17 protein-coding genes and 4 tRNA genes are annotated in these 19560 nt (G+C 61.2%); 12 read left to right on the top strand and 9 right to left on the bottom strand.

Features of this window, described 5'->3' with window-relative positions:
- Positions 1-39: 39 nt before the first annotated feature.
- Positions 40-1071, top strand: coding sequence for a prephenate dehydrogenase (locus tag QP968_RS07005; RefSeq protein ID WP_284855768.1), 1032 nt, complete (start codon positions 40-42; stop codon positions 1069-1071).
- A 275-nt stretch (positions 1072-1346) separates the two neighbouring features.
- Here QP968_RS07005 and QP968_RS07000 read toward each other — a convergent pair.
- From QP968_RS07000 to QP968_RS06985, 4 genes are all read right to left on the bottom strand, one after another.
- Positions 1347-1422, bottom strand: a tRNA-Arg gene (locus QP968_RS07000).
- A 117-nt stretch (positions 1423-1539) separates the two neighbouring features.
- Entirely contained in the window at positions 1540-2898 is a 1359-nt protein-coding gene (gene mgtE, locus QP968_RS06995; protein WP_284855702.1) for a magnesium transporter, read from the bottom strand.
- Between the two features lie 86 nt (positions 2899-2984).
- A tRNA-Arg gene (locus tag QP968_RS06990) sits at positions 2985-3060 on the bottom strand.
- 1 nt (position 3061) lies between these two features.
- A tRNA-Ser gene (locus QP968_RS06985) sits at positions 3062-3151 on the bottom strand.
- Between the two features lie 68 nt (positions 3152-3219).
- Between QP968_RS06985 and QP968_RS06980 the strand changes: the two genes are divergently transcribed.
- The gene (locus QP968_RS06980; protein WP_284855701.1) at positions 3220-4260 is read left to right on the top strand and encodes a histidinol-phosphate transaminase; all 1041 of its coding nucleotides are present in this window, start codon (positions 3220-3222) and stop codon (positions 4258-4260) included.
- A gap of 21 nt (positions 4261-4281) precedes the next feature.
- Positions 4282-4665, top strand: coding sequence for a phage holin family protein (locus tag QP968_RS06975; RefSeq protein ID WP_284855700.1), 384 nt, complete (start codon positions 4282-4284; stop codon positions 4663-4665).
- A 33-nt stretch (positions 4666-4698) separates the two neighbouring features.
- On the opposite strand, the gene QP968_RS06970 is transcribed toward QP968_RS06975, so the two are convergent.
- Positions 4699-4783: transfer RNA gene (locus tag QP968_RS06970), tRNA-Ser, on the bottom strand.
- A 68-nt stretch (positions 4784-4851) separates the two neighbouring features.
- On the opposite strand from QP968_RS06970, the gene QP968_RS06965 reads away from it, so the two are divergent.
- Entirely contained in the window at positions 4852-5814 is a 963-nt protein-coding gene (locus QP968_RS06965) for an NAD(P)H-quinone oxidoreductase (protein ID WP_284855699.1), read from the top strand.
- Here the strand turns inward: QP968_RS06965 and QP968_RS06960 are convergent.
- A complete protein-coding gene (locus QP968_RS06960; protein WP_284855698.1) occupies positions 5811-7031 on the bottom strand; it encodes an aminotransferase class V-fold PLP-dependent enzyme in 1221 nt (406 codons plus the stop codon). The two genes, QP968_RS06965 and QP968_RS06960, sit on opposite strands and share 4 nt — an antisense overlap.
- Positions 7032-7225: 194 nt before the next feature.
- On the opposite strand from QP968_RS06960, the gene wzm reads away from it, so the two are divergent.
- The 3 genes from wzm to glfT1 all read left to right on the top strand — a co-directional run bounded on the left by wzm (position 7226) and on the right by glfT1 (position 9973).
- A complete protein-coding gene (gene wzm / locus QP968_RS06955) occupies positions 7226-8074 on the top strand; it encodes a galactan export ABC transporter permease subunit Wzm/RfbD (RefSeq protein ID WP_284855767.1) in 849 nt (282 codons plus the stop codon).
- 30 nt (positions 8075-8104) lie between these two features.
- Positions 8105-8923 (top strand): galactan export ABC transporter ATP-binding subunit Wzt/RfbE, encoded by an 819-nt coding sequence (wzt, locus tag QP968_RS06950; protein WP_284855697.1) that lies wholly within the window; start codon positions 8105-8107, stop codon positions 8921-8923.
- Between the two features lie 117 nt (positions 8924-9040).
- Positions 9041-9973: a galactofuranosyltransferase GlfT1 gene (glfT1, locus tag QP968_RS06945; RefSeq protein ID WP_269965673.1), complete on the top strand. Its 933-nt coding sequence runs from the start codon at positions 9041-9043 to the stop codon at positions 9971-9973.
- A 1-nt stretch (position 9974) separates the two neighbouring features.
- Here the strand turns inward: glfT1 and QP968_RS06940 are convergent, their stop codons facing one another.
- The 3 genes from QP968_RS06940 to QP968_RS06930 are packed head-to-tail and all read right to left on the bottom strand — an operon-like array spanning position 9975 to position 11496.
- A complete protein-coding gene (locus tag QP968_RS06940; protein WP_284855695.1) occupies positions 9975-10436 on the bottom strand; it encodes a GtrA family protein in 462 nt (153 codons plus the stop codon).
- A 60-nt stretch (positions 10437-10496) separates the two neighbouring features.
- The gene (locus QP968_RS06935) at positions 10497-11006 is read right to left on the bottom strand and encodes a plasmid pRiA4b ORF-3 family protein (protein WP_284855694.1); all 510 of its coding nucleotides are present in this window, start codon (positions 11004-11006) and stop codon (positions 10497-10499) included.
- A 19-nt stretch (positions 11007-11025) separates the two neighbouring features.
- On the bottom strand, positions 11026-11496 hold the full coding sequence (locus QP968_RS06930; protein ID WP_284855693.1) for a hypothetical protein: 471 nt from the start codon (positions 11494-11496) through the stop codon (positions 11026-11028).
- A 44-nt stretch (positions 11497-11540) separates the two neighbouring features.
- Between QP968_RS06930 and QP968_RS06925 the strand changes: the two genes are divergently transcribed.
- The 5 genes from QP968_RS06925 (at position 11541) to QP968_RS06905 (ending at position 19556) form a co-directional block, all read left to right on the top strand.
- Positions 11541-11762 carry a hypothetical protein gene (locus tag QP968_RS06925; RefSeq protein ID WP_034663650.1) on the top strand — a complete coding sequence of 74 codons (222 nt, stop codon included), beginning with the start codon at positions 11541-11543 and terminating at the stop codon, positions 11760-11762.
- A 57-nt stretch (positions 11763-11819) separates the two neighbouring features.
- A complete protein-coding gene (gene dprE1, locus QP968_RS06920) occupies positions 11820-13235 on the top strand; it encodes a decaprenylphosphoryl-beta-D-ribose oxidase (protein WP_284855691.1) in 1416 nt (471 codons plus the stop codon).
- Between the two features lie 48 nt (positions 13236-13283).
- Positions 13284-14048 carry a decaprenylphospho-beta-D-erythro-pentofuranosid-2-ulose 2-reductase gene (dprE2, locus tag QP968_RS06915; protein ID WP_284855690.1) on the top strand — a complete coding sequence of 255 codons (765 nt, stop codon included), beginning with the start codon at positions 13284-13286 and terminating at the stop codon, positions 14046-14048.
- 64 nt (positions 14049-14112) lie between these two features.
- Complete coding sequence (locus QP968_RS06910; RefSeq protein WP_284855689.1) at positions 14113-16176, top strand: galactan 5-O-arabinofuranosyltransferase; 2064 nt, start codon at positions 14113-14115, stop codon at positions 16174-16176.
- 32 nt (positions 16177-16208) lie between these two features.
- Positions 16209-19556 (top strand): arabinosyltransferase domain-containing protein, encoded by a 3348-nt coding sequence (locus tag QP968_RS06905; RefSeq protein ID WP_284855688.1) that lies wholly within the window; start codon positions 16209-16211, stop codon positions 19554-19556.
- Positions 19557-19560 lie beyond the last annotated feature (4 nt).

Here is a 19560-nt window from a genome sequence, read left to right as displayed (position 1 = left end):
AAACTTGTCAGCGTGATCGACCAACTCCGCCCTGACTCAATTTCAAGCGCACAGCGCTCTCTCCCTCCCATTTGCATCGTGGGCCTAGGGCTCATCGGCGGATCCATCATGCGCGACCTCGCGGCCGAAAACATCACTGTCTTCGGCTACACCCACACCAAGGCTGGTGTGCGCGCCGCCACCCGTGAAGGTTTTGATGCGCACAATGACCTCACCGCGGTATTGTCGCGTGCCTCCTCCACCAACGCCTTGATCATCATCGCCGTACCCATGCACGCCGTGGCTGACATCCTCGATGCCATTGCCATGTACGCGCCGAACTGCGGTGTCACCGACGTAGTCAGTGTGAAACAGGGGGTCTACGAACTTATTCAGGAACGCGGAATGCAACCACGCTACGTCGGTGGCCACCCCATGTCGGGCACCGAGGACTCTGGTTGGGGCGCCTCCAAGCAAGGCATGTTCAAACGGGCCGCCTGGGCCATCACCTATGACTACGCCGTGGAATGCGACGCCGCCGGCTACTCCGTCCCCCGCGACTGGATCGACCTCTTCTACAACGTGTGCAAACTCGCCCGCATCTGCGGCGCCGAAGCCGTCCCCGTCTCCGTGGCCAAACACGATGAAGCCGTTGCCCGCGTCTCCCACCTGCCACACGTCCTGGCGGAAGCACTCTCCATTGTCGGCGACCGTGGTGGCACGCTTGCCCAATCCCTCGCCGCCGGTTCTTTCCGCGGCGCCACCCGCGTTGCTAGCACGGAACCTGAACTCGTCCGCGCCATGTGCGAAACCAACGCTGATGCCGTTGTGAAAACCCTCGACGAGATGCTGGAACTGCTGCAGAGCGCCCGCGAATCCCTCGCCGCCCCCACCCCCTCCATCGAGCAGCTCGCCGGCGCCGGCTACCGCGCCTCCACCCGCATGGGCGCCCGCCACGGCGCCCGCTTCGAGTCCGTCTCCCCCATCAAGATTTCTTCCCGCCCCGTCATGCGCGTCCAACTCGGCGCACCCGGCTGGGTCAAAACACTCCAGCAGACCGAATCGCTCGGTGGGCGTATCGACGTGTTCTAGAGGTCAAGTAGAAAAAGCCTGACTGCTACCGCGGCGCGTGATGAAGGGGTAAGGGGGCGAGGGTTGTCCTTGGTCGCTTTCCTTCGCTGGGTGTGTGTAAACGGATACATTGCGAAAAATCGGCTCGGACGAACTCCCTGGTAGACAATTTCTATTGAGTGATAGTTGCCGGCGCAATGTAAAACTTTACACAGATGTACGCGGCGGCGAGCACTCAAGGGCCCAGCGGCCACAGGGGAAACACGAAAACCCGCACGTCATTGCGGGTTTTTCTGTGGTGCGCCCGGAGGGATTCGAACCCCCAACCTTCTGATCCGTAGTCAGATGCTCTATCCGTTGAGCTACGGGCGCATCCGCTGCTTGGCTATCAACACTATTCAACACAGTGGCAGCGTTTGCAACGAGGCACAACGTTACACCACGGTGACATGAAGGCAAAATTACCTGCTCAGAACACCGATTCAGGCGTTAGAGGCCCAGGACGGATGTTGCGATGAGGAAGTAGATCACCAGACCCGTTGCATCGCAGAAGGTGGAGATGAACGGGTTGGAGAACACCGCGGGATCAGCACCAACGGTCTTGGCCACGATGGGCATAGCCCCACCGACGGTGGCGGACATGGTGCACACGGACAACAGTGTGGTGCCAATGATGATGCCGATGTCCAGGCCGAAGAACAGCCAGGCGGCGAGGAACCCCAGGAAGCCGAGGACCGCGCCGAGCATGAGGCCCACGCGGACTTCGCGCCACATGACTTTAAGGATGTCGGACTTGTGTACGTCGCCGAGCGCGAGTGCCCTTGTCACCGTGGTGGCGGCCTGGTTGCCGGTGTTGCCACCCGTGCCGGTGAGAAGCGGGATGAACAGGGAGAGCACAACGGCTTGTTCCAGTTTGCCCTCGAAGATGTCCAGCACCTGGACTGTCAGCGTGGCAGAGACAGCAAGCACGAGCAGCCAGACAATACGGGACTTCACCAGCGTGATCAGTGGGGTAGCCAGGTAGGGAGCCTTCAGCGCCTCAGAACCACCTTGGCGGGCGGAGTCCTCCGTGTCCTCACTCTCAACGATGTCTTGGGCCTCGTCGAAGGTAAAAATACCCACGAGTTTTCCGTTGGTGTCCACCACCGGCACCGCCAACAGCGATAGCGGGAGGAACCAACGCGCGGTCTCCTCCGCGTCATCCGTGACGCACACGGTGGGGGTGTCCACGAGGAGCTCAGACATCTTCACGCCATCGTCCGCAAGGAAGAGGTCGCGCATTTTCACAATGCCTTGCACGTTCCGGCCACGGTCAATGACCGGGAGAGTGTACAAGGTCTCCAGGTCTTCGTGCTGCTCCCGCAGAAGCTCACGGACTTCATGGGCAGTCATGTCCATGTAGATCTCAGCGATCTCCGGTGACATCGCGCGGCCAACGGTGCCACGCTCATACCCCAGGACAACGTTGGTGTGCTCCTGATCCAACTCGTCCAGTTCGCGCATGAGGCGAGCGGCGACTTCGGGCGGAAGCTCGTCGATAAGCATGGCCCTGTCTTCCGCACCGAGATCTTCGAAGAAAGACCCGACACCATCACTACCCAGCGCGTGCACCATGGCAGCCTGGTGGTACGGGTCAAGGGCATCGAAAACCAGGCCGGCACGCTCCGGCGGCAGAAGGCGGAAAATCACAGCGCCACGCTTCAGGGAGGTGCGCTCGATCAGACTGATGATGTCGTTCAGCTTGGCCGCATCCAGCAGCTCCGAAACTTTCTCCGCATCATGGCTGCGAAGAAGATTTTCTACCTGCTTTTCAAGCTCATACACATCGAACTGTTCAACCGCAGTCATGGCCGCGCCCCCTTTTTTGAGGTGACAACTTATCCGGACAGGTCGGAGAGGATGATCCTCGGCCAGCTTACGCACCCCAAAAAAATTGGTGCGCCCGGAGGGATTCGAACCCCCAACCTTCTGATCCGTAGTCAGATGCTCTATCCGTTGAGCTACGGGCGCATGGCGGAGATGACAGGATTTGAACCTGCGGACCTCGTGAAAGGTCAACTCCTTAGCAGGGAGCCCCAATCGGCCACTCTGGCACATCTCCAGACCGGGTTACAGATTACCCATAATCATGCAAGCAACCAAAACCCCGCCACGCTAGACTTGCGCACCATGATCCGTGCTGACCTTGCTGCCATCCCGCCCTATGTCCCCGGAACATCAGATCCAGAGGCCCTGAAGTTGTCTTCCAACGAGGTCACGGGGGCGCCGTTGCCCACGGCGGTAGAGGCGATGACACAAGCTGCTGCCGGGGCGAATAGGTACCCGGACATGGGCGCATCCACGCTGATCAATGCGCTTGCGCGCCACCTTGGGGTGGAGCCCTCCAACGTGGCGCTTGGCTGCGGATCGTCCGCGTTATGCCAGCAACTCGCGCAAGCCACCTCACTGCCCGGAAATAGCATTGTCTTTCCGTGGCGCAGCTTCGAGGCGTACCCCATCTTCGCGCGCATCTGCGGCGCGGAACCACGTCCGGTTCCTTTGCTTATCGACGGGCATTTGGACCTCCCCGCCATCCTCTCCGCCATCGATGACACCACTTCCCTGGTGTTCATTTGCACCCCGAATAACCCAACGGGTGCTGTGGTGACGGCCGATGAGTTCGCCGAGTTCATGGCGCAGGTTCCGCCGCACGTGACGGTCGCGTTGGATGAGGCTTACTTCGAGTTCAACCGGGACTCGAACGCCGTGAACGGCCAAGAGATCTGGCGCGAGTACCCGAATGTTGTGTGTCTGCGGACATTCTCCAAGGCATACGGCCTGGCCGGTGTGCGCGTGGGCTACGCCTTTGGCAACGCGGAACTGATCACCGCAATGAACAAGGTGGGCGTACCTTTCCAGGTCAATTCCGTGGCTCAGGCAGGGGCACTGGCCTCCCTGAAGCACGCCGATGAACTCTTGGCACGAGTGGAAGACACCGTGGATGTGCGCGATGAGGTTGCTGATCATATTGGGGCGCAGCATTCCCAAGCCAACTTTGTGTGGCTCCCTGCCCCGGACCCGGAGTGGGCACCACGGATTGCCGCCCAACTGGCTGCGCACGGCGTGCTCACCCGCGCCTTCCCCGAGGGTCTGCGCATCACCGTGACCAACCGCGATGAGGCTGCGGAATTTCTTTCCGCATGGGATGTTGTTAGTAGTACACAGTCTTAGTCCCTTTTAGAAAGGTTCATCATGCCTCGTTTTCTCGTTGATGTTTTAGCCACCGTGATCGCCCTGTGGCTGGTTGTTCAAATCGTGCCTGGCGTAGACATCTTCGGCGGCTTCTGGGCGTTCGTCTGGGTGGCGCTGGTGTTCATGTTCGTGAACGCGTTCATCTCCCCCGTCGTGAACTTTTTCAGCTTTCCGCTGAAGATCCTCACCCTGGGACTGTTCTCCCTGATTGTGAACACCTTCCTGTTCTCCCTCACCGGCTGGATCTCCAACGGCCTGGGCAACGGCCTGCACATCTCTGGGTTCTGGGCAGCGTTCTTCGGTGCCATCGTGATGGCCCTGGCGTCCTGGGTTGTGGAGGGCGTGTTCAACGCAGTCCGCTCCAAGGACAAGAGCGACAAGTAGCCCTAAGGCCCTGTCAACCAGGGCAAAAATTTGCGGAGACGGCGGGATTTGAACCCGCGGAGGTGTGACCCTCGCTGGTTTTCAAGACCAGTGCATTCGGCCGCTCTGCCACGTCTCCTTGCTACCAACGGCAGCAAGGAGAAACTTTACAGCACGTAGACCTTCACCCAACTACCCTGGGTGGGCATGAAGGCAATCACGGTGACTAATCCCGATAATCCGCGTTCCCTTGAACTGACTGAAATCCCGATGCCGGAGCTGCAATCCGGCGAGGTCCTGGTCAAGGTTGTAGCAGCTGGTGTGAACCGCGCTGACCTGGTGCAGGCGGAAGGTAAGTACCCGGCTCCGAAGGGTGAATCAGAGATCATTGGGCTTGAATGTGCTGGCACCATCGTTGATGCGGGGGACACGGGCCGCCAAGTGGGTGAGGAAGTTGCGTGCCTGCTGGCTGGGGGTGGCTACGCCGAGTATGTGGCGGTGCCGGAAGGCCAGCTCATGCGCATACCGGAGGGCCTCACTTTGACGGAGGCCGCCGCGGTGGTGGAGGTAGCCACCACCGTGTGGTCCAACTTGGGCATGCTCGCCGGGGTCAGTGAGGGGGATCGCGTGCTCATCCACGGTGGTGCGGGCGGTATCGGTTCCTTTGCCATTCAGCTGTGCAAGGCACTCGGTGCCGAGGTCGCTGTCACGGCCGGATCCAACGCGAAGCTCGACTACTGCCAGGAGCTTGGGGCGGATATTTTGGTGAATTATAGGGAAGAGGATTTCGTCGATAAGCTGCACGGCTCATGCGATGTCATCCTTGATGTGGTCGGCGGGCCGTATCTTGAGGACAACATTAAATCGCTGGCCACCGACGGCAAGCTCATCGTCATCGCAGTGCAAGGCGGGCCGAAGGGCGAGCTCAGCCTGGGCCGCATGATGCCGCGCCGCCTGTCCGTCCACGCGACCACGTTGCGCGCCCGCCCGCGCCCAATGAAGGCCGACATTTGCCGTTCGACGGAGGAGCACGTGTGGCCACTCATTGAAAGTGGAGCCATCAAACACCAGCTGAACAAGATTTTTCAGCTTAGTGACGCTGCTTTGGCCCACGACCACCTCGACTCCGGCAACGCGATGGGCAAAACCGTTCTAGTGGTCGACCACTAGGCCAGGGAGGCCACCACGCGGATGAGCTGTTCAATGTCCGCGTAGGTGTTGAAGGGTCCGAGGCCGACGGTGACGGCGCCGCCCATTTCCTCCAACCCCATGTCCGTGAGTAGCGGCGTGGGGGCGGCCAACGTGGTGATGATGCCGTTGTCAAAGAGCCGCTCATGCACCGTTGCCGCCGGCACGCCTTGCACACCGAAGGTGAGGCGCGGCAGGCGCTCCATGGTGGCGCCCGCGGCGGCTTCACCCGAGGCGCCGAGGATGTGCACGTCCGGCCATGTACCCAGGAAGGTGTACAGGTCATCCCGGAGACTACGCAGGTAGGCGGACAATTCTTCCATGGATGCCACGAGCCGTGCCCGGCGCGTGCTGCGACCTTCCGGCACGGGGCCCAAGTTGGCTAGGTGGTCCACCAATGCCGGCACGCCACCAGCCAATCCTGGCGAGAGGCCCAGCCCTGCTAGGCGCAGCGGATCAACGGTGAGGCGGTTGAACATGGCACTGTCGCGGAACACCAGGGCTGACAGCTGCGGTCCGCCGAGTTGGCCAAGGTCCACACCGATGACGTCTGCACCCCACTCATCAAAGTTGATGCAGTAATAAGGAGCGTATGCGCTGGCGTCCACAACCACCCAAGCGCGGGACCGCTCGCGCGCAATGTCCACGATGCCGGCAACGTCGGTGGCGATGCCCAGTTGCGGGTGCGCCGCGGGCAAGGAGATGAGACGCGATGTGCCGTCCACGAGTTCCTTGTACTGCCATGCAGGTGCTTCCCCGGTACCCAGGTCCGCGTGGGCTGCGCGCGCCTGAACGTTGGCGGTGCATAAAGCCGCGGTGAGCTCGGGGCGGTCAAGCGGGCTGACAATGAGCGAGGAATCGGACCTGAACTGCGGGCTCATCGCCGCAACGAGCGCTGAGTACAGTACCGGCAAACTAGGACCGAGCACCACACAGTCTGCGCTGGCGCCCACAAGATCTGCCACCGCGTGGCGCGCGCCCGCCAGCAGGTTGTCTGCCTCCGGTCGCCCCAAAGTCTGGCGCGAGTGGGACCCGCCGCGCCCGTCAGGTATTGGCACTGAGGGCGCTAGGCGGAAGGAGCGTGCCACCGCTGAGGAGACGCGCTCCGGGATCTGCGGGCAATCGTGCGCGTTGAGGTACGTCCACCCATCAGACAGGGAGGTGTACAGGCCACGCACACTGGCAACGTCATATGCCATTGCCGCACTCCTTCCCCGACTTCTCTTGTGTTCTTCGTGTGGGGGGCTATTCAATACCACACGACACATTCGCAACAATTATGCCTGCCGGTGTTGCGCTACGCACCTTCGCCCCCTTACCCGGTTTTTCACCAGCTGACGCTAGGGTGATACTCGTGCACGACAAGAAGCAATTGCTTGCCGACGTCTCCCGCATGACGTCCGGCCCCAACGACAACACCCCGGCCTCCACGTCCCAAACCTTTGGCACGGCCGCCGGCGACCTCGCGCGCGGATGGGGCCAGTACGAGCTGTGGCTCCAGCTCGGTTGGCAGGACATCAAGCAGCGCTACCGCCGCAGTACGCTCGGTCCGCTGTGGATCACCATCGCCACCGGCGTCATGGCCTTGGCGTTGGGTTTGCTGTACTCGATGCTGTTCCAGATCTCCGTGCGGGAGTTCCTGCCGCACGTGACCGTGGGCTTCATCGTGTGGGGGTTCATCTCCGGGTGCATCAAGGATGGTGCCAATGTCTTCATTGAGAATGAGGGTCTGATCAATCAGCTGCCCTCCGCCCTGTCGGTGCATGTGTATCGCCTGGTGTGGCGCCAGATCCTGTTCTTTGCGCACAACATGGTTATCTGGCTCATCTTGGTGTTGGCCTTCCGGCTGGATCTGGGCTGGTCGGCGTTGTTGTTTGTTCCTGGTTTTGCGTTGTTGGTGCTGAACGGGGTGTGGGTGACCATGCTGTTTGGCATCGTCGCTACGCGTTTCCGTGATGTGGCTCCGCTGCTTGAAGCGTTGGTGCAACTGCTGTTCTATGTCACGCCGATCGTGTGGACCACGGAGACCCTCAAGCAGCAGGGCGGCGAGGTCGCGCAGCGCGCCCGCATCGCTGAGCTCAACCCGCTGTACCACTACCTTGAGATCGTCCGCGCCCCCCTCATTGGCAAGGACGTGGCTGCCTACCACTGGTGGATTGTGCTCGCATTCACTGTTGTTGGACTGCTAGTCGCACTCGTTGTCATGCGCCAATGGCGCTACCGGGTCCCCTACTGGGTGTAACGGCGTCACCGCCACAGAAAGGATTTTCGGATGGTTTCCATTGACACCTACAACGCCTGCGTTGACTTTCCTATTTTTGACGCCAAGTCCCGCTCCCTCAAGAAAGCCGTGATGAGCTCCGCTGGCGGCGCGATTGGCAAGAATGCCTCGAACACCGTCGTCGTTGAGGCTCTCAAGGACATCAACCTGCACCTGCGTGAAGGTGACCGCGTTGGCCTAGTCGGCCACAACGGCGCCGGCAAGTCCACGCTGCTGCGCCTGCTGTCTGGCATCTATGAACCCACCCGCGGTGTCGCCGATGTCCGTGGCCGCGTCGCCCCCGTCTTCGACCTGGGCGTGGGCATGGACCCGGAGATCTCTGGCTACGAGAACATCATCATCCGTGGCCTCTTCCTCGGGCAGACCCGCAAGCAGATGAAGGCCAAGATGGATGAGATCGCGGAATTCTCTGAACTCGGCGACTACCTGGACATGCCCTTGCGCACCTACTCCACCGGTATGCGCGTGCGCCTCGCGCTAGGTGTGGTCACCTCCATTGAGCCGGAGATTCTCCTGCTCGATGAAGGTATCGGCGCTGTCGACGCCGCGTTCATGGCCAAGGCCCGCGTCCGCCTTGCTGAACTGGTGGAGCGCTCCGGCATCCTCGTTTTCGCCTCCCACTCCAACGACTTCCTGGCACAGCTATGCAACACCGCCCTGTGGGTAGACAAAGGCCAGATCAAAAAAGCTGGGCTTGTCGACGACGTGGTGGAAGCCTACGAAGGCCCTGAAGCCGGCCAGTACGTCCGGGATCTGCTGGTCCGCTTTAATGAGGAAGAGAAGTCTGAGGGCAACAATCGAGAAATCTGACACTATAACTCTCATAGGTTTATCCACTAACTCCCCTACCTGCCTTTTTTCAGTGCGCACGACAGACCCCTTGTCAGATATCTCGAACGGCTGCCGGGTAGTGGCACAATGAACCCCATGAACTCCCAAGCGCCAGCGGCATCACCGGTGTTGGACCCCAACGGCACAACGGCGGCGGTGATTGTCACCCACAAGAGGGTTGAGCTGCTCAAACACTCTCTGGAACAGGTGGTGGCGCAAACGCACCCGGTGGACTGGGTGGTCGTGGTGGATAACGGCGCCGAGGATGAGGTCCGCGAGCTCCTCACTGAACTCGCGGGCGATAAAGCGGTCTACCTGGCCTCCCACACCAATCTGGGCGGTGCTGGTGGGTTCGCCTATGGCTTCCTGCACGCTTTGGCGCTGGGCGCGGACGCCATTTGGTGCGCTGACGATGATGGCCGCCCCGCCGATGAGCATGTTCTGGAGACGCTGTACCGGGTCGCGCAACGCGAGCAGCTGTCAGAGGTGTCGCCGGTGGTGTGCAACATCGATGACCCGAACAAGCTCGCCTTCCCCCTGCGCCAAGGCCTGACATGGCACCGTCGCCGGGATGAGCTGGAAGGGGATTATCTTCCCCAGTACGCCAGCCTGTTCAACGGCGCGCTGATTAGCGCGAAGGCGATGGAACGGATTGGTGTACCGGATTATCGGCTGTTTATTCGGGGGGATGAGGTGGAGTATCACCGTCGATTAGCGCAATCGGGCCTGAACTACGGCACGGCGCTGACCACGGCGTACCTGCACCCGGACGGCTCCGCGGAATTCCACCCGATCATGGGCGGCCGCGCGCACGCGCAGTGGCCGGACAATGATACGAAGCGGTATTTCACGTACCGCAACCGCGGCTACATCATTAACCAACGCGGTATGCAGAAGATGAAACTGCAGGAATTGGTGCGTTTTGGCTGGTTCTTCCTTATTCAGCGCCGCAGCCCGGCGGAATTCAAGGAGTGGCTGAAGCTCCTGCGCATGGGTGCCAACGAGGACTTCCAGCGGCCCGGCGCCTAAATTAGCGGGTCGGTTCTTCCTCGATAACCACGCGCGCAGGCTCGTTGAAGATGAGCACGCGCTGCAGAACAAAGTTGGTCACCGTAGCCACACCCTGGGCGATAACGAAGGACACGCCATCCTTCCACGGATCCACCAAGCCCAACGCGATGAGCGGGCCATCGGTGATCCAGTACAACAGCGTTTGCACACCAAGGGTGGACAGGTAGAGCACAAGAACGGCAAACGCGCGTTTGCCGGTGATCTTCGCTTCAAACGTGAACTTGGAGTTCAACAGGTACGCCGCCGCGGTGCCGAGGCACCAGCCGAAAATCTTCGCGGTCACGCGGTCAAGCCCGACGGCGTGCGTGAGCAGGTAGGTCAGCCCGAAGTCGAGCACGGCACAAAAGATGCCGACGATGATGAACCGCACGAGCTGCTGCTTGGCGCTAGTGGGTTGCGAGTTTTCAGGCTTGGTTGACACGCCGGACAACCTTACCGGTAACCGGCGCACCACAGAAGTAGGCGGGTACAGGCATGTCTCTCAGTCTCTTCCAGTGGTGGCGTGGAGCTGATCATTGATGGCGGCAATATCAAAGGGATGGCCACCGAACTCGCCGTCGCCCGCCACACACAATGCACGCGGGTTGGCGGTGTCCCGCGGGAGCACGTCACTAAGCACGAGGGTGAACTGCCACAGACCCCAGTGGAAGAAGAGGATATCCCCGGGTTCGGTGAGGTAATCACCGATCGTGGTGGTCAGATCCAAGCGGCCACTGTCGTCGTGCTGCTGGGTAAAGCGTGCGGGGGCCGAGCTATGGCTGGGAACCGTAAAGGCAATGTCCAGAGCCAGCTGTACGTCTTCGAGCGTGTTATCCGCATCCACACCGAGGTACCGGATAACCTCCTCATCCGCCCGCTGGGTGGCACAACGAAACAACAACGTGCGTGCCCGGGTCGCCTGATCCCCGCGGAGACAGACGCGAGCTGCCTCGAGATCGACGACAGACGCCACCTGACGGTGGCGGTGCAGACGATGCAGCGTGCTAGGCATGACCCCAGCCTAATGAGATTTAGGAAGCGTTGACGCGGGCATCAATTTCAGTGGCGGCAAACAGCAAGACCGCACCGCCGAGACCCAGGAGGGTGTACGGGCGCTTCGCACCGCGACGACGCAGCGCTTCTGCCATCTTCTTATCCGCGGCAATGCTCAGGCGAATGCTACCGATGAGCAGCGCAGTGCCACCGGCGAGAAGCCCCCAGGTCTTGGCAGGGCTGCCAGTGTCAGAACTGCGATCGACGGTGGTGGTGAGGTCATTACGCGGATCCTCATCAAAAGCATTGAACGCCGCCACCGTGCCAGTGAACGCGGCGGCGATGCCCACCCACGACGCCACGCGTGCCGGAGTGGACTGAGCATAGTCCGGCACCGCCGTAAACGCCCCAGCGAACGCCGCCTGGAGAAGGCGGCCCCCAGTGGTGTTGTCCAGTGCGTTGTAATCAACGCGAGTCTCGCCCGTAATCTCCTGAATAGTCTCCGTCATGGGCGCCATCTTAGCGGGGTGGCACCGCCAAGTAGGCTGTGCACATGGCCAATTCCGAAGACACCCCACACATTTCTGCTCAGCTGGTCAACGTACCGCTGGATGATTTCATGGCGCGCCTTATCGCCCAGGAACTTCCCATCCTGGACAGCACAAGCCGAGGCATTGTTTATGACGAATTGCGTGCGCACAAAGAAGCAGGCAAACCGGTGATCACCAGCCAGGAAGAACTCCCGGCGCGCATCCGGGAGATCATGGAGCTTTAAGGCCCACCCCAACGCGCCTGACCGGCAACGGGATATTCCCCGAGTAGGCTTGGGCGCATGGAATTGATCACCACCACTCAATCGCTGCATGGCTGGGGCCGTACCGCCCCGTCGACAGCGCAGGTTCTTGCCACGGCTGACGTTGACGTCATTAAGAAGGCCGTGGCGCAGATCGCGGATGAGAACTCCACGCTGCCTGAACACAAGCGCCGCGGCGTCATCGCCCGCGGTATGGGCCGGTCCTATGGTGACCCGGCGCAAAATGGCGGCGGACTCGTCGTTGATATGCAACCGCTCGACACGATTCACTCGATCGACGCGGAGACCGCGATCGTCGATGTGGATGCGGGCGTGACGCTGGATCAGCTGATGAAGGCGGCGCTGCCCTACGGCCTGTGGGTTCCGGTGTTGCCGGGTACCCGCCAGGTAACCATTGGTGGCGCAATCGGCCCGGATATTCACGGCAAAAACCACCACTCCGCGGGGTCTTTCGGTGACCACGTGGTGTCGATGGAACTGCTCGTGGCTGATGGACGCGTGCTGCACCTTGAGCCAGAAGGCTCTGCCGATGACCCGGACGGCACGCTGTTCTGGGCAACCGTCGGCGGCATGGGACTCACCGGCATCATCCTGCGCGCACGCATCAAGATGACGCGCACGGAAACCGCCTACTTCATCTCCGACACGGTGCGCACCACGACCTTGGACGAGACGATTGAGGAGCACTCGCATGGCCAGGAAGAGGGCTACACCTACTCCTCTGCCTGGTTTGATGCGATCTCCGCACCGCCGAAGACCGGTCGCTCCACCATCTCCCGCGGCTCGCTGGCCACCCTGGCACAACTGGAGGAATACGCACCAAAGCTGGCTAAGGATCCGTTGAAGTTCTCCGCACCCCAGCTCATGACGGTGCCGGACATCTTCCCATCCTGGACCATGAACAAGCTGTCCCTCATGGCCATCGGTGAGGCCTACTACCGCATGGGTTCCCCCAGCACGAATGACATTTTGAACCTGACGCAGTTCTACCAACCGCTCGACATGATCGCGGAGTGGAACCGTGGCTACGGCAAGGCCGGCTTCCTGCAATACCAGTTCGTGGTGCCCACGGATGCGGTGGAGCCGTTCAAGCAGATCATCTACGACATTCAGGCTTCTGGCCACTACACCGCCCTCAACGTGTTCAAGCTGTTCGGCGAAGGCAACCGCGCACCGCTGTCCTACCCAATGCGTGGCTGGAACGTATGCGTGGACTTCCCCATCCGCGACGGCCTGCACTCCTTCCTGGACCGCCTCGACGACCAGGTCATGGAATTCGGTGGCCGCCTCTACCTGGCCAAGGAGTCTCGCACATCCGCAGAGAACTTCCACAAGATGTACCCAGAGATGGGCAACTGGCTAGAAACCCGCCGCGCCATCGACCCGACCGGGGTCTTCGCCTCCGACATGTCCCGCCGCTTGGAGCTGAATTAGTTCACAGGAACGGTTCGGCCCCACAACAAGAAAAGGTAAAAGAACACAATGCTTAACGCTGTAGGACAAGCACAACACATCTTGCTGCTCGGTGGTACCTCCGAGATCGGTCTCGCGATCGTGGACGAGTTGGTCTCCCGCGGTGGCAACCCCACCGTCACGCTGGCAGCCCGCGAAAACTCCCCCCGCTTGGAGGCGGCGGTGGAGGAAGTGACCGCCCACGGCGCCGGCGAGGTGCGCCTAGTGGACTTTGACGCATTTGATACCGCCTCCCACCCGGCAGTGATTGATGCGGCGTTTGCGGAGGGTGACGTGGATATCGCCATCGTCGCCTTTGGCACCTTGGGTGACCAGGAAGAACTCTGGCAGAACCAGGAAGCTGCTGTTGCTTCGGCACAGACGAACTTCACCGCACCGGTGTCCGTCGGTGTGCTGCTGGGCCAGAAGTTCAAGGAGCAGGGCCACGGCAAAATCATTGCCATGAGTTCGGTGGCGGGCATGAAGGTGCGTCGCTCCAACTTCGTGTACGGCGCCACCAAGGCCGGCATGGACGGCTTCTACACCCAGCTCGGTGAAGCACTGCGTGATTCCGGCGTGACCGTGACCGTGGTCCGTCCAGGCCAGGTGCGCACCAAGATGACGGAGGGTCTCGACGAGGCACCGCTGACGGTGAACAAGGAAGATGTAGCCAAGGCTGCTGTGTCCGCTGCACTGGCGGGCAAGTCGAACGTGTTCGTACACAAGCTCTTCGGCCCGATCTCCCTTGTGCTGCAGCACATTCCGGCGCCGATCATGCGCAAACTCAGTTTCTAAACAAGCCCGCTATCTCGTCTGCTCAATGCCCGTTTAACGGGGCTTCTATGGGAGACTGTCACCTATGACAGTGAGCCCCGAGGACAACAACGAACCACTCGACTCCGCTGAAGGCGGGGTCGTTGTGGAGGACAGTGATGCGGCTGAGCCTGACACGAAAGCGGAAGCTCAGGACCGTGAGAAGCCTCGTTTACAGGCTTTTGCCCCCGACCAGGTGAGCACGTCGAGCGCCATTGTGCGCATCGTCGTCGCCGCCGTGGCCGGGGGTCTTCTGGCGCTTGTGGCGTTTTTCGCGTTGAAGCAGGTGACCCTGGCGGCGTTCAACGTGTCTATGGTGACGCGGGCGTTGGCCACGGCGGGTTCGCTGTTCGTCCTCATCGCCGTCACGGTGTTGCTGTGGCTGTGGGTGCGGGACCGTACGAGCAGCAAGGAGCGACCGGCGTGGCGCCGGGTGCTCACGGAGGCTGTGTGTGGGCTGGCGCCGGCGGGGTTGGTGGTGTCGTCGATAGCTATTCCGCTGTCCGCTACCAAGCTGTACTTGGATGGCATCCAGGTTGACCAGGGCTTCCGCACCCAGTTTCTCACCCGCATGACGGAGACGATGTCCAACCAGGACATGAACTATGTGGACATGCCGTCTTTCTATCCCATCGGCTGGTTCTGGCTGGGTGGCCGCATGGCCAACCTGCTGAACATGCCGGGTTGGGAGGTGTACCAACCGTGGGCGCTGGTGTCGCTGGCGGCGACGGGTTCGGCGTTGGTGCCGTTGTGGCGCAGGATCACTGGGTCTTTGCCGGCGGCGACGGCGATCGCGCTGGTGACCACAGCGGTGATTCTCACCATGGTGCCGGAAGAGCCCTATGCCGCAGTGGTGGCCATGGGTGTTCCGGCGGCGGCGGTGTTGGGGTATCGGGCGATGCATGGCTCGTGGACGTCGACAATTGCTGTGGCGTTGTATCTGGGGGCGTCGGCATGTTTTTACACGCTGTACACAGGCATTATGGCGCTGACCATGATCGTGCTGGCGTTCATCGCTTTCATCGCGATGGGGCGCGGCAAGCGTACGGTGAAGCCGTTTGTGCACCTTGTAGCGATGGGTGTGGGCTCGATCTGCATCGCGCTGCTGTCGTGGGGCCCGTACCTGTTCGCGCTGTTCACGGCGTCCGAGGATGTGTCGTCGGCGGCACAGCACTTCCTGCCGTCGCAGGGCACCACGGTTCCTCTGCCGTTCTTCCACCTCACCTTGGTGGGTGTGCTCAGTTTCTTCGGCTTGCTGTACATCATCGTGCGACACCGCGAGCCCGCGTTCACAGCGCTAGGTATCGCAACAGCCGTGTGTTACGTGTGGGTTGTTGCCTCGATGGTGATCACTCTTGTTGGCACAACGCTGCTCGGTTTCCGGGTTGAGGTTCTCATCGCTTTGCTCTTATCGACGTCCGGTGTCCTCGCCCTCATCGACCTCCGCCTCACCGGCGTTGACCGCCTCTACCCCACCGGTTTGAGCAAGCGCACTAACTGCACGATCACCACCGTGTTTATTGCAGGCCTGGCTCTAGCGATGCTGAGTTACGTGCAGCAGATCCCCGATAAGAATCAGGTCTTCCTGGATCAGGCCTACAGCGACACGAATGGTGATGGGCAGCGCGCTGACCGCCGCGAATCTGACGTGGGCCGCTACTACGGGCAGATGCACGAGTTCATTCAGGAGCAGGGCTACAACCCGTCTGAGACGGTGCTGTTCACCGATGAGATCAACTTCTTGGCCTACCACCCGTACCACGGTTTCAACGCCTTCACCAGCCACTATGCCAATCCGCTTGGGCAGTTTGTGGCCCGCAATGAACTTGTGGCGCAGTGGGCGCATGACTCTTACGAGCAGCTGCAAGACCCGAAGGCAATGATCGCAGAGATTGATGCGTCGCCGTGGCGCGCACCCGATGTGTTCATCTTCCGCGGCAGCGAAACGGACCAAGATGCCCCGTGGAAGACGCACGTCGCACACGATATCTTCCCCAGCGAGCCTAATATCCGCTATCAGGGCCTCTTCTTCAATCCGGATGCCTTTGACTCCGCTGACTGGACCACGGAGCAGTTTGGTCCGTTCGTGGTGGTGGTCCGTAACCGATGAGTAGGCAAAACAGTACGCAGAAACATACACAGATGAATAAGAATGTGAACCAAACCCGTCAGCCCCATTCCACGCAGAAGTGGATTCCGCTCACCGCGCTGGTGTCGGGGTTGTTAGCCTTCCTCTTCTTCTTTGCTTTGCCGTTTTTACCGGTGAAGCAGGTGCAGTCTTCTTTCAATTGGCCGCAGGATGAGAATCTCACGTCAGTGAATGCGCCGTTGATTTCTTTGGCGCCGGAGAAGCTGGACATCACCGTCCCATTGGCGGCGGTAGAGGCGATGAATCCGGGACAGACCACGGTGTTGTCCACGCTGCCGGAGGATTCCACGGAAGCGCTGGACCGTGGCTTGTTTGTAAACGCCCCGGAGGATGGCGGGATTAACGTGTCCACGCTCAATGAGGTGATCTTTGAACTGGATGCGGGGCAGGTTGCGCAGATGCGTGATGGCTCGCTGCGCATCACGGTCGATGGTGACATGGTGCGCGTTGACGCGCCGGGCACCAAGTACGACACCAAGATTGCAGATGACATGCGCCCGCAGGTCACCGGTATTTACACCGAGCTTTCTGGGGAGAAGGCACGGGAGCTTATCGACGCTGGCTTGACCGCCCACGTTGACATCAACTCCCGCTTCACCTCCTCCCCGTCCACCATCAAGTGGGCGGCGATGATCCTGGGTAGCCTGTCTGGCCTGGTGGCGCTGTGGGCACTGGCAAAGCTGGATCTGCGTGATGGCCGCCGCCTACCTCTGCTGCGCCCGGAGTGGAAGACCTTCAAGCCACTCGATGGTGTTGTGCTGGGCGTTCTTGGTTTCTGGCATATCTTCGGCGCTAATACGTCTGATGATGGCTTCCTGCTCACCATGGCGCGGGTGGCCAATGACTCGGACTACATGGCCAACTACTACCGCTGGTACGGCGTGCCGGAAGCGCCGTTTGGCTCGCCGTTCTACGACGTGCTGTCGCTGCTGGCCAAGGTGAGTACAGCCTCGGCGTGGATGCGTCTGCCAACGCTCATCGCCGGCATCTGCATCTGGTGGATTCTGTCCCGCGAGATCCTGCCGCGCCTGGGTGAAAAAATTGCTACCCGCCGCGTGGCCTACTGGACGGCGGCGTTCATGTTCCTGGCGTTCTGGCTGCCGTATGACAACGGTCTGCGCCCGGAGCCGATTATCGCGCTGGGTGCCATTGCTACGTGGGCGTCCTTTGAATCGGCGATCAGCTCCCGCCGCCTGCTGCCGGCAGCGATGGGTACGATCTTCGCGGCGTTCACCCTGGCATGTGGCCCGACGGGTCTGACGGCTGTGGGCGTGTTTCTCGTGTGCTTGCCGCAGGTGCTGCGCATCGTGAGCGAGCGCCGCGTCTACGCGCCGATGGCCTCCATGGTGGCCCCGTTCCTGGCCGTTGGTTTTGCCGTAATGGTGCCGGTCTTCCACGACCAAACTCTGGCCGCGGTGCTGGAATCCACTTCCGTGCGCTCCTACGTCGGCCCGGCGCTGGAGTGGTACCACGAGTTCGTCCGCTACGCCAACCTCTTTGAGCCGGGCGCGGACGGTTCTTTGGCCCGCCGCTTTGCCATGCTGACCTTGCTGTTCTGCCTGGGCTTGGTGCTGTGGGCACTCACCCGCTGGGACGCTGTGCCCGGCGCGAATAAGGCCCCCACGCAGCGCCTGCTGGCCATCTTTGGCATGTCCATGTTCTTCCTCATGTTCACGCCGACGAAGTGGACGCACCACTTTGGCATTTACGCCGGCCTGGCCGGTGCGGCTGCCGCCCTGGGTGCGGTGGCGCTGTCGGAGATCACGGCGCGCTCTGCTCGTGCGCGGACCTTCGCGCTGGCTGCAATCACGTTCATCCTGGCGCTGTCCTTTGCCGGCGCGAACGCCTGGTGGTACATCTCCTCCTTCAGCGTTCCCTGGTGGGATAAGAGCGTGCAGGTCAAGCGGATCGAAGCCGCTTCTGTCTTGCTGGCTATCACTTTCATCATCGTGGCGGTGGGCATCTACCAGTCCTTCTCACACAACAAGCGCGAGAAGGCGTCGGACAAAGAATCTGATTCAGTGGCCTCGCTGCGCATGCGCCAGATAATGAAGGCACCGATCGCCGTGGCCTGCATCCTCGTTGTCACGTTCTCCTGCCTCACCTTTGTTAAGGCATTTGCTACCCAGGCGCCGGCCTACTCCGTGGGCATGGGCAACCTGCGTTCCCTCAAGGGCGACACGTGCCAGCTCTCCGGCGACGTGTTGGTGGAAACCAATACGAATGATTCTTTCCTCACCCCGGTCGATGGCGTGCCCCTGGGCCGCTCCCTCGAATCGGGCACTGTCCGTGGTTTCCATCCGGGTGGTGTCCCCGCCTTCATCAACTCGGAGCGCAAGGGTGTGCCGAATATTGGGTCGATGGGGCAGACGCAGGTGGTGCAGGAAGCGCAGACAAGCAATGATGCAAACGCTGATCCGAACGATGAGCAAGCGCAATCGACCTCCCGCACCACCACGCAAGGCAACCGCTCTGAAGACCAAGTGGGCATCAACGGCTCCACCGTGCGCCTGCCGTTCAACCTGGACTACAACCGCGTGCCAGTGCTGGGCAGCTTCGCTGCATCCACGCAGGCTACCGCGGAACTCAAGACCTCCTGGTACGAGCTGCCCGAGGCCACCGAGGACGCGCCGCTGCTGGTCACCTCCGTCGCCGGCCGCATCTCCCACCACGACATCAATGGTGTGAAACAGAAGGGCCAAACCCTCGTCCTGCAGTACGGCACCCGCAATGAGGACGGTTCTGTCAGCGACATCGGTGAGCTGGAGATGTTCGATCCGGGCCCAGCCATCAAGTGGCGTAACCTGCGCTACCCCATCGCTGACTTGCCGGATTCCGCCAACGTGGTGCGCCTCGTCGGCGAGGACATCAACCTCGACCCGTTCGAGTGGATGGCCGTGACCCCGCTGCGCAACCCGAAGCTGGAGCACCTCACCGATGTCTTCGACAAAGACACCCCCGGTCTGCTGGACTGGACCGTGGCGCTGCAGTTCCCCTGCCACCGCACCTTCAACCATTACGCCGGCGTGGCTGAGATCCCGCAGTTCCGCATCAGCCCGGACGCCCCTGGTAAGGAGGAACTGTCTGACTTCATGGACTTCCTCGGTGGCGGCGCTCTGGCAACATCGGAGGCAGTCAACTCCGCCTACGAGATCCCGGGTTACCTTGACCGGGACTGGGGCCGGGACTGGGGTTCCGTGCACCGCTACGTTCTGCGCACCAACTCGCGCGGTGAGGAGCCGATGCTGGCGAAGATTGACTATGAAACGGTGACACGCTCCGGTGTGTGGCACCCGTCGGACATGAAGATCCGCGACCCGTACGAAAAGACAAGAGAGTAGAAGG

The sequence above is a fragment of the Corynebacterium sp. MSK041 genome (genome assembly GCF_030232265.1).
Lineage (GTDB): Bacteria > Actinomycetota > Actinomycetes > Mycobacteriales > Mycobacteriaceae > Corynebacterium.
The sequence above is the reverse complement of the archived record's forward strand: the minus strand, read 5'-3'. Positions and strand labels throughout refer to the sequence as shown.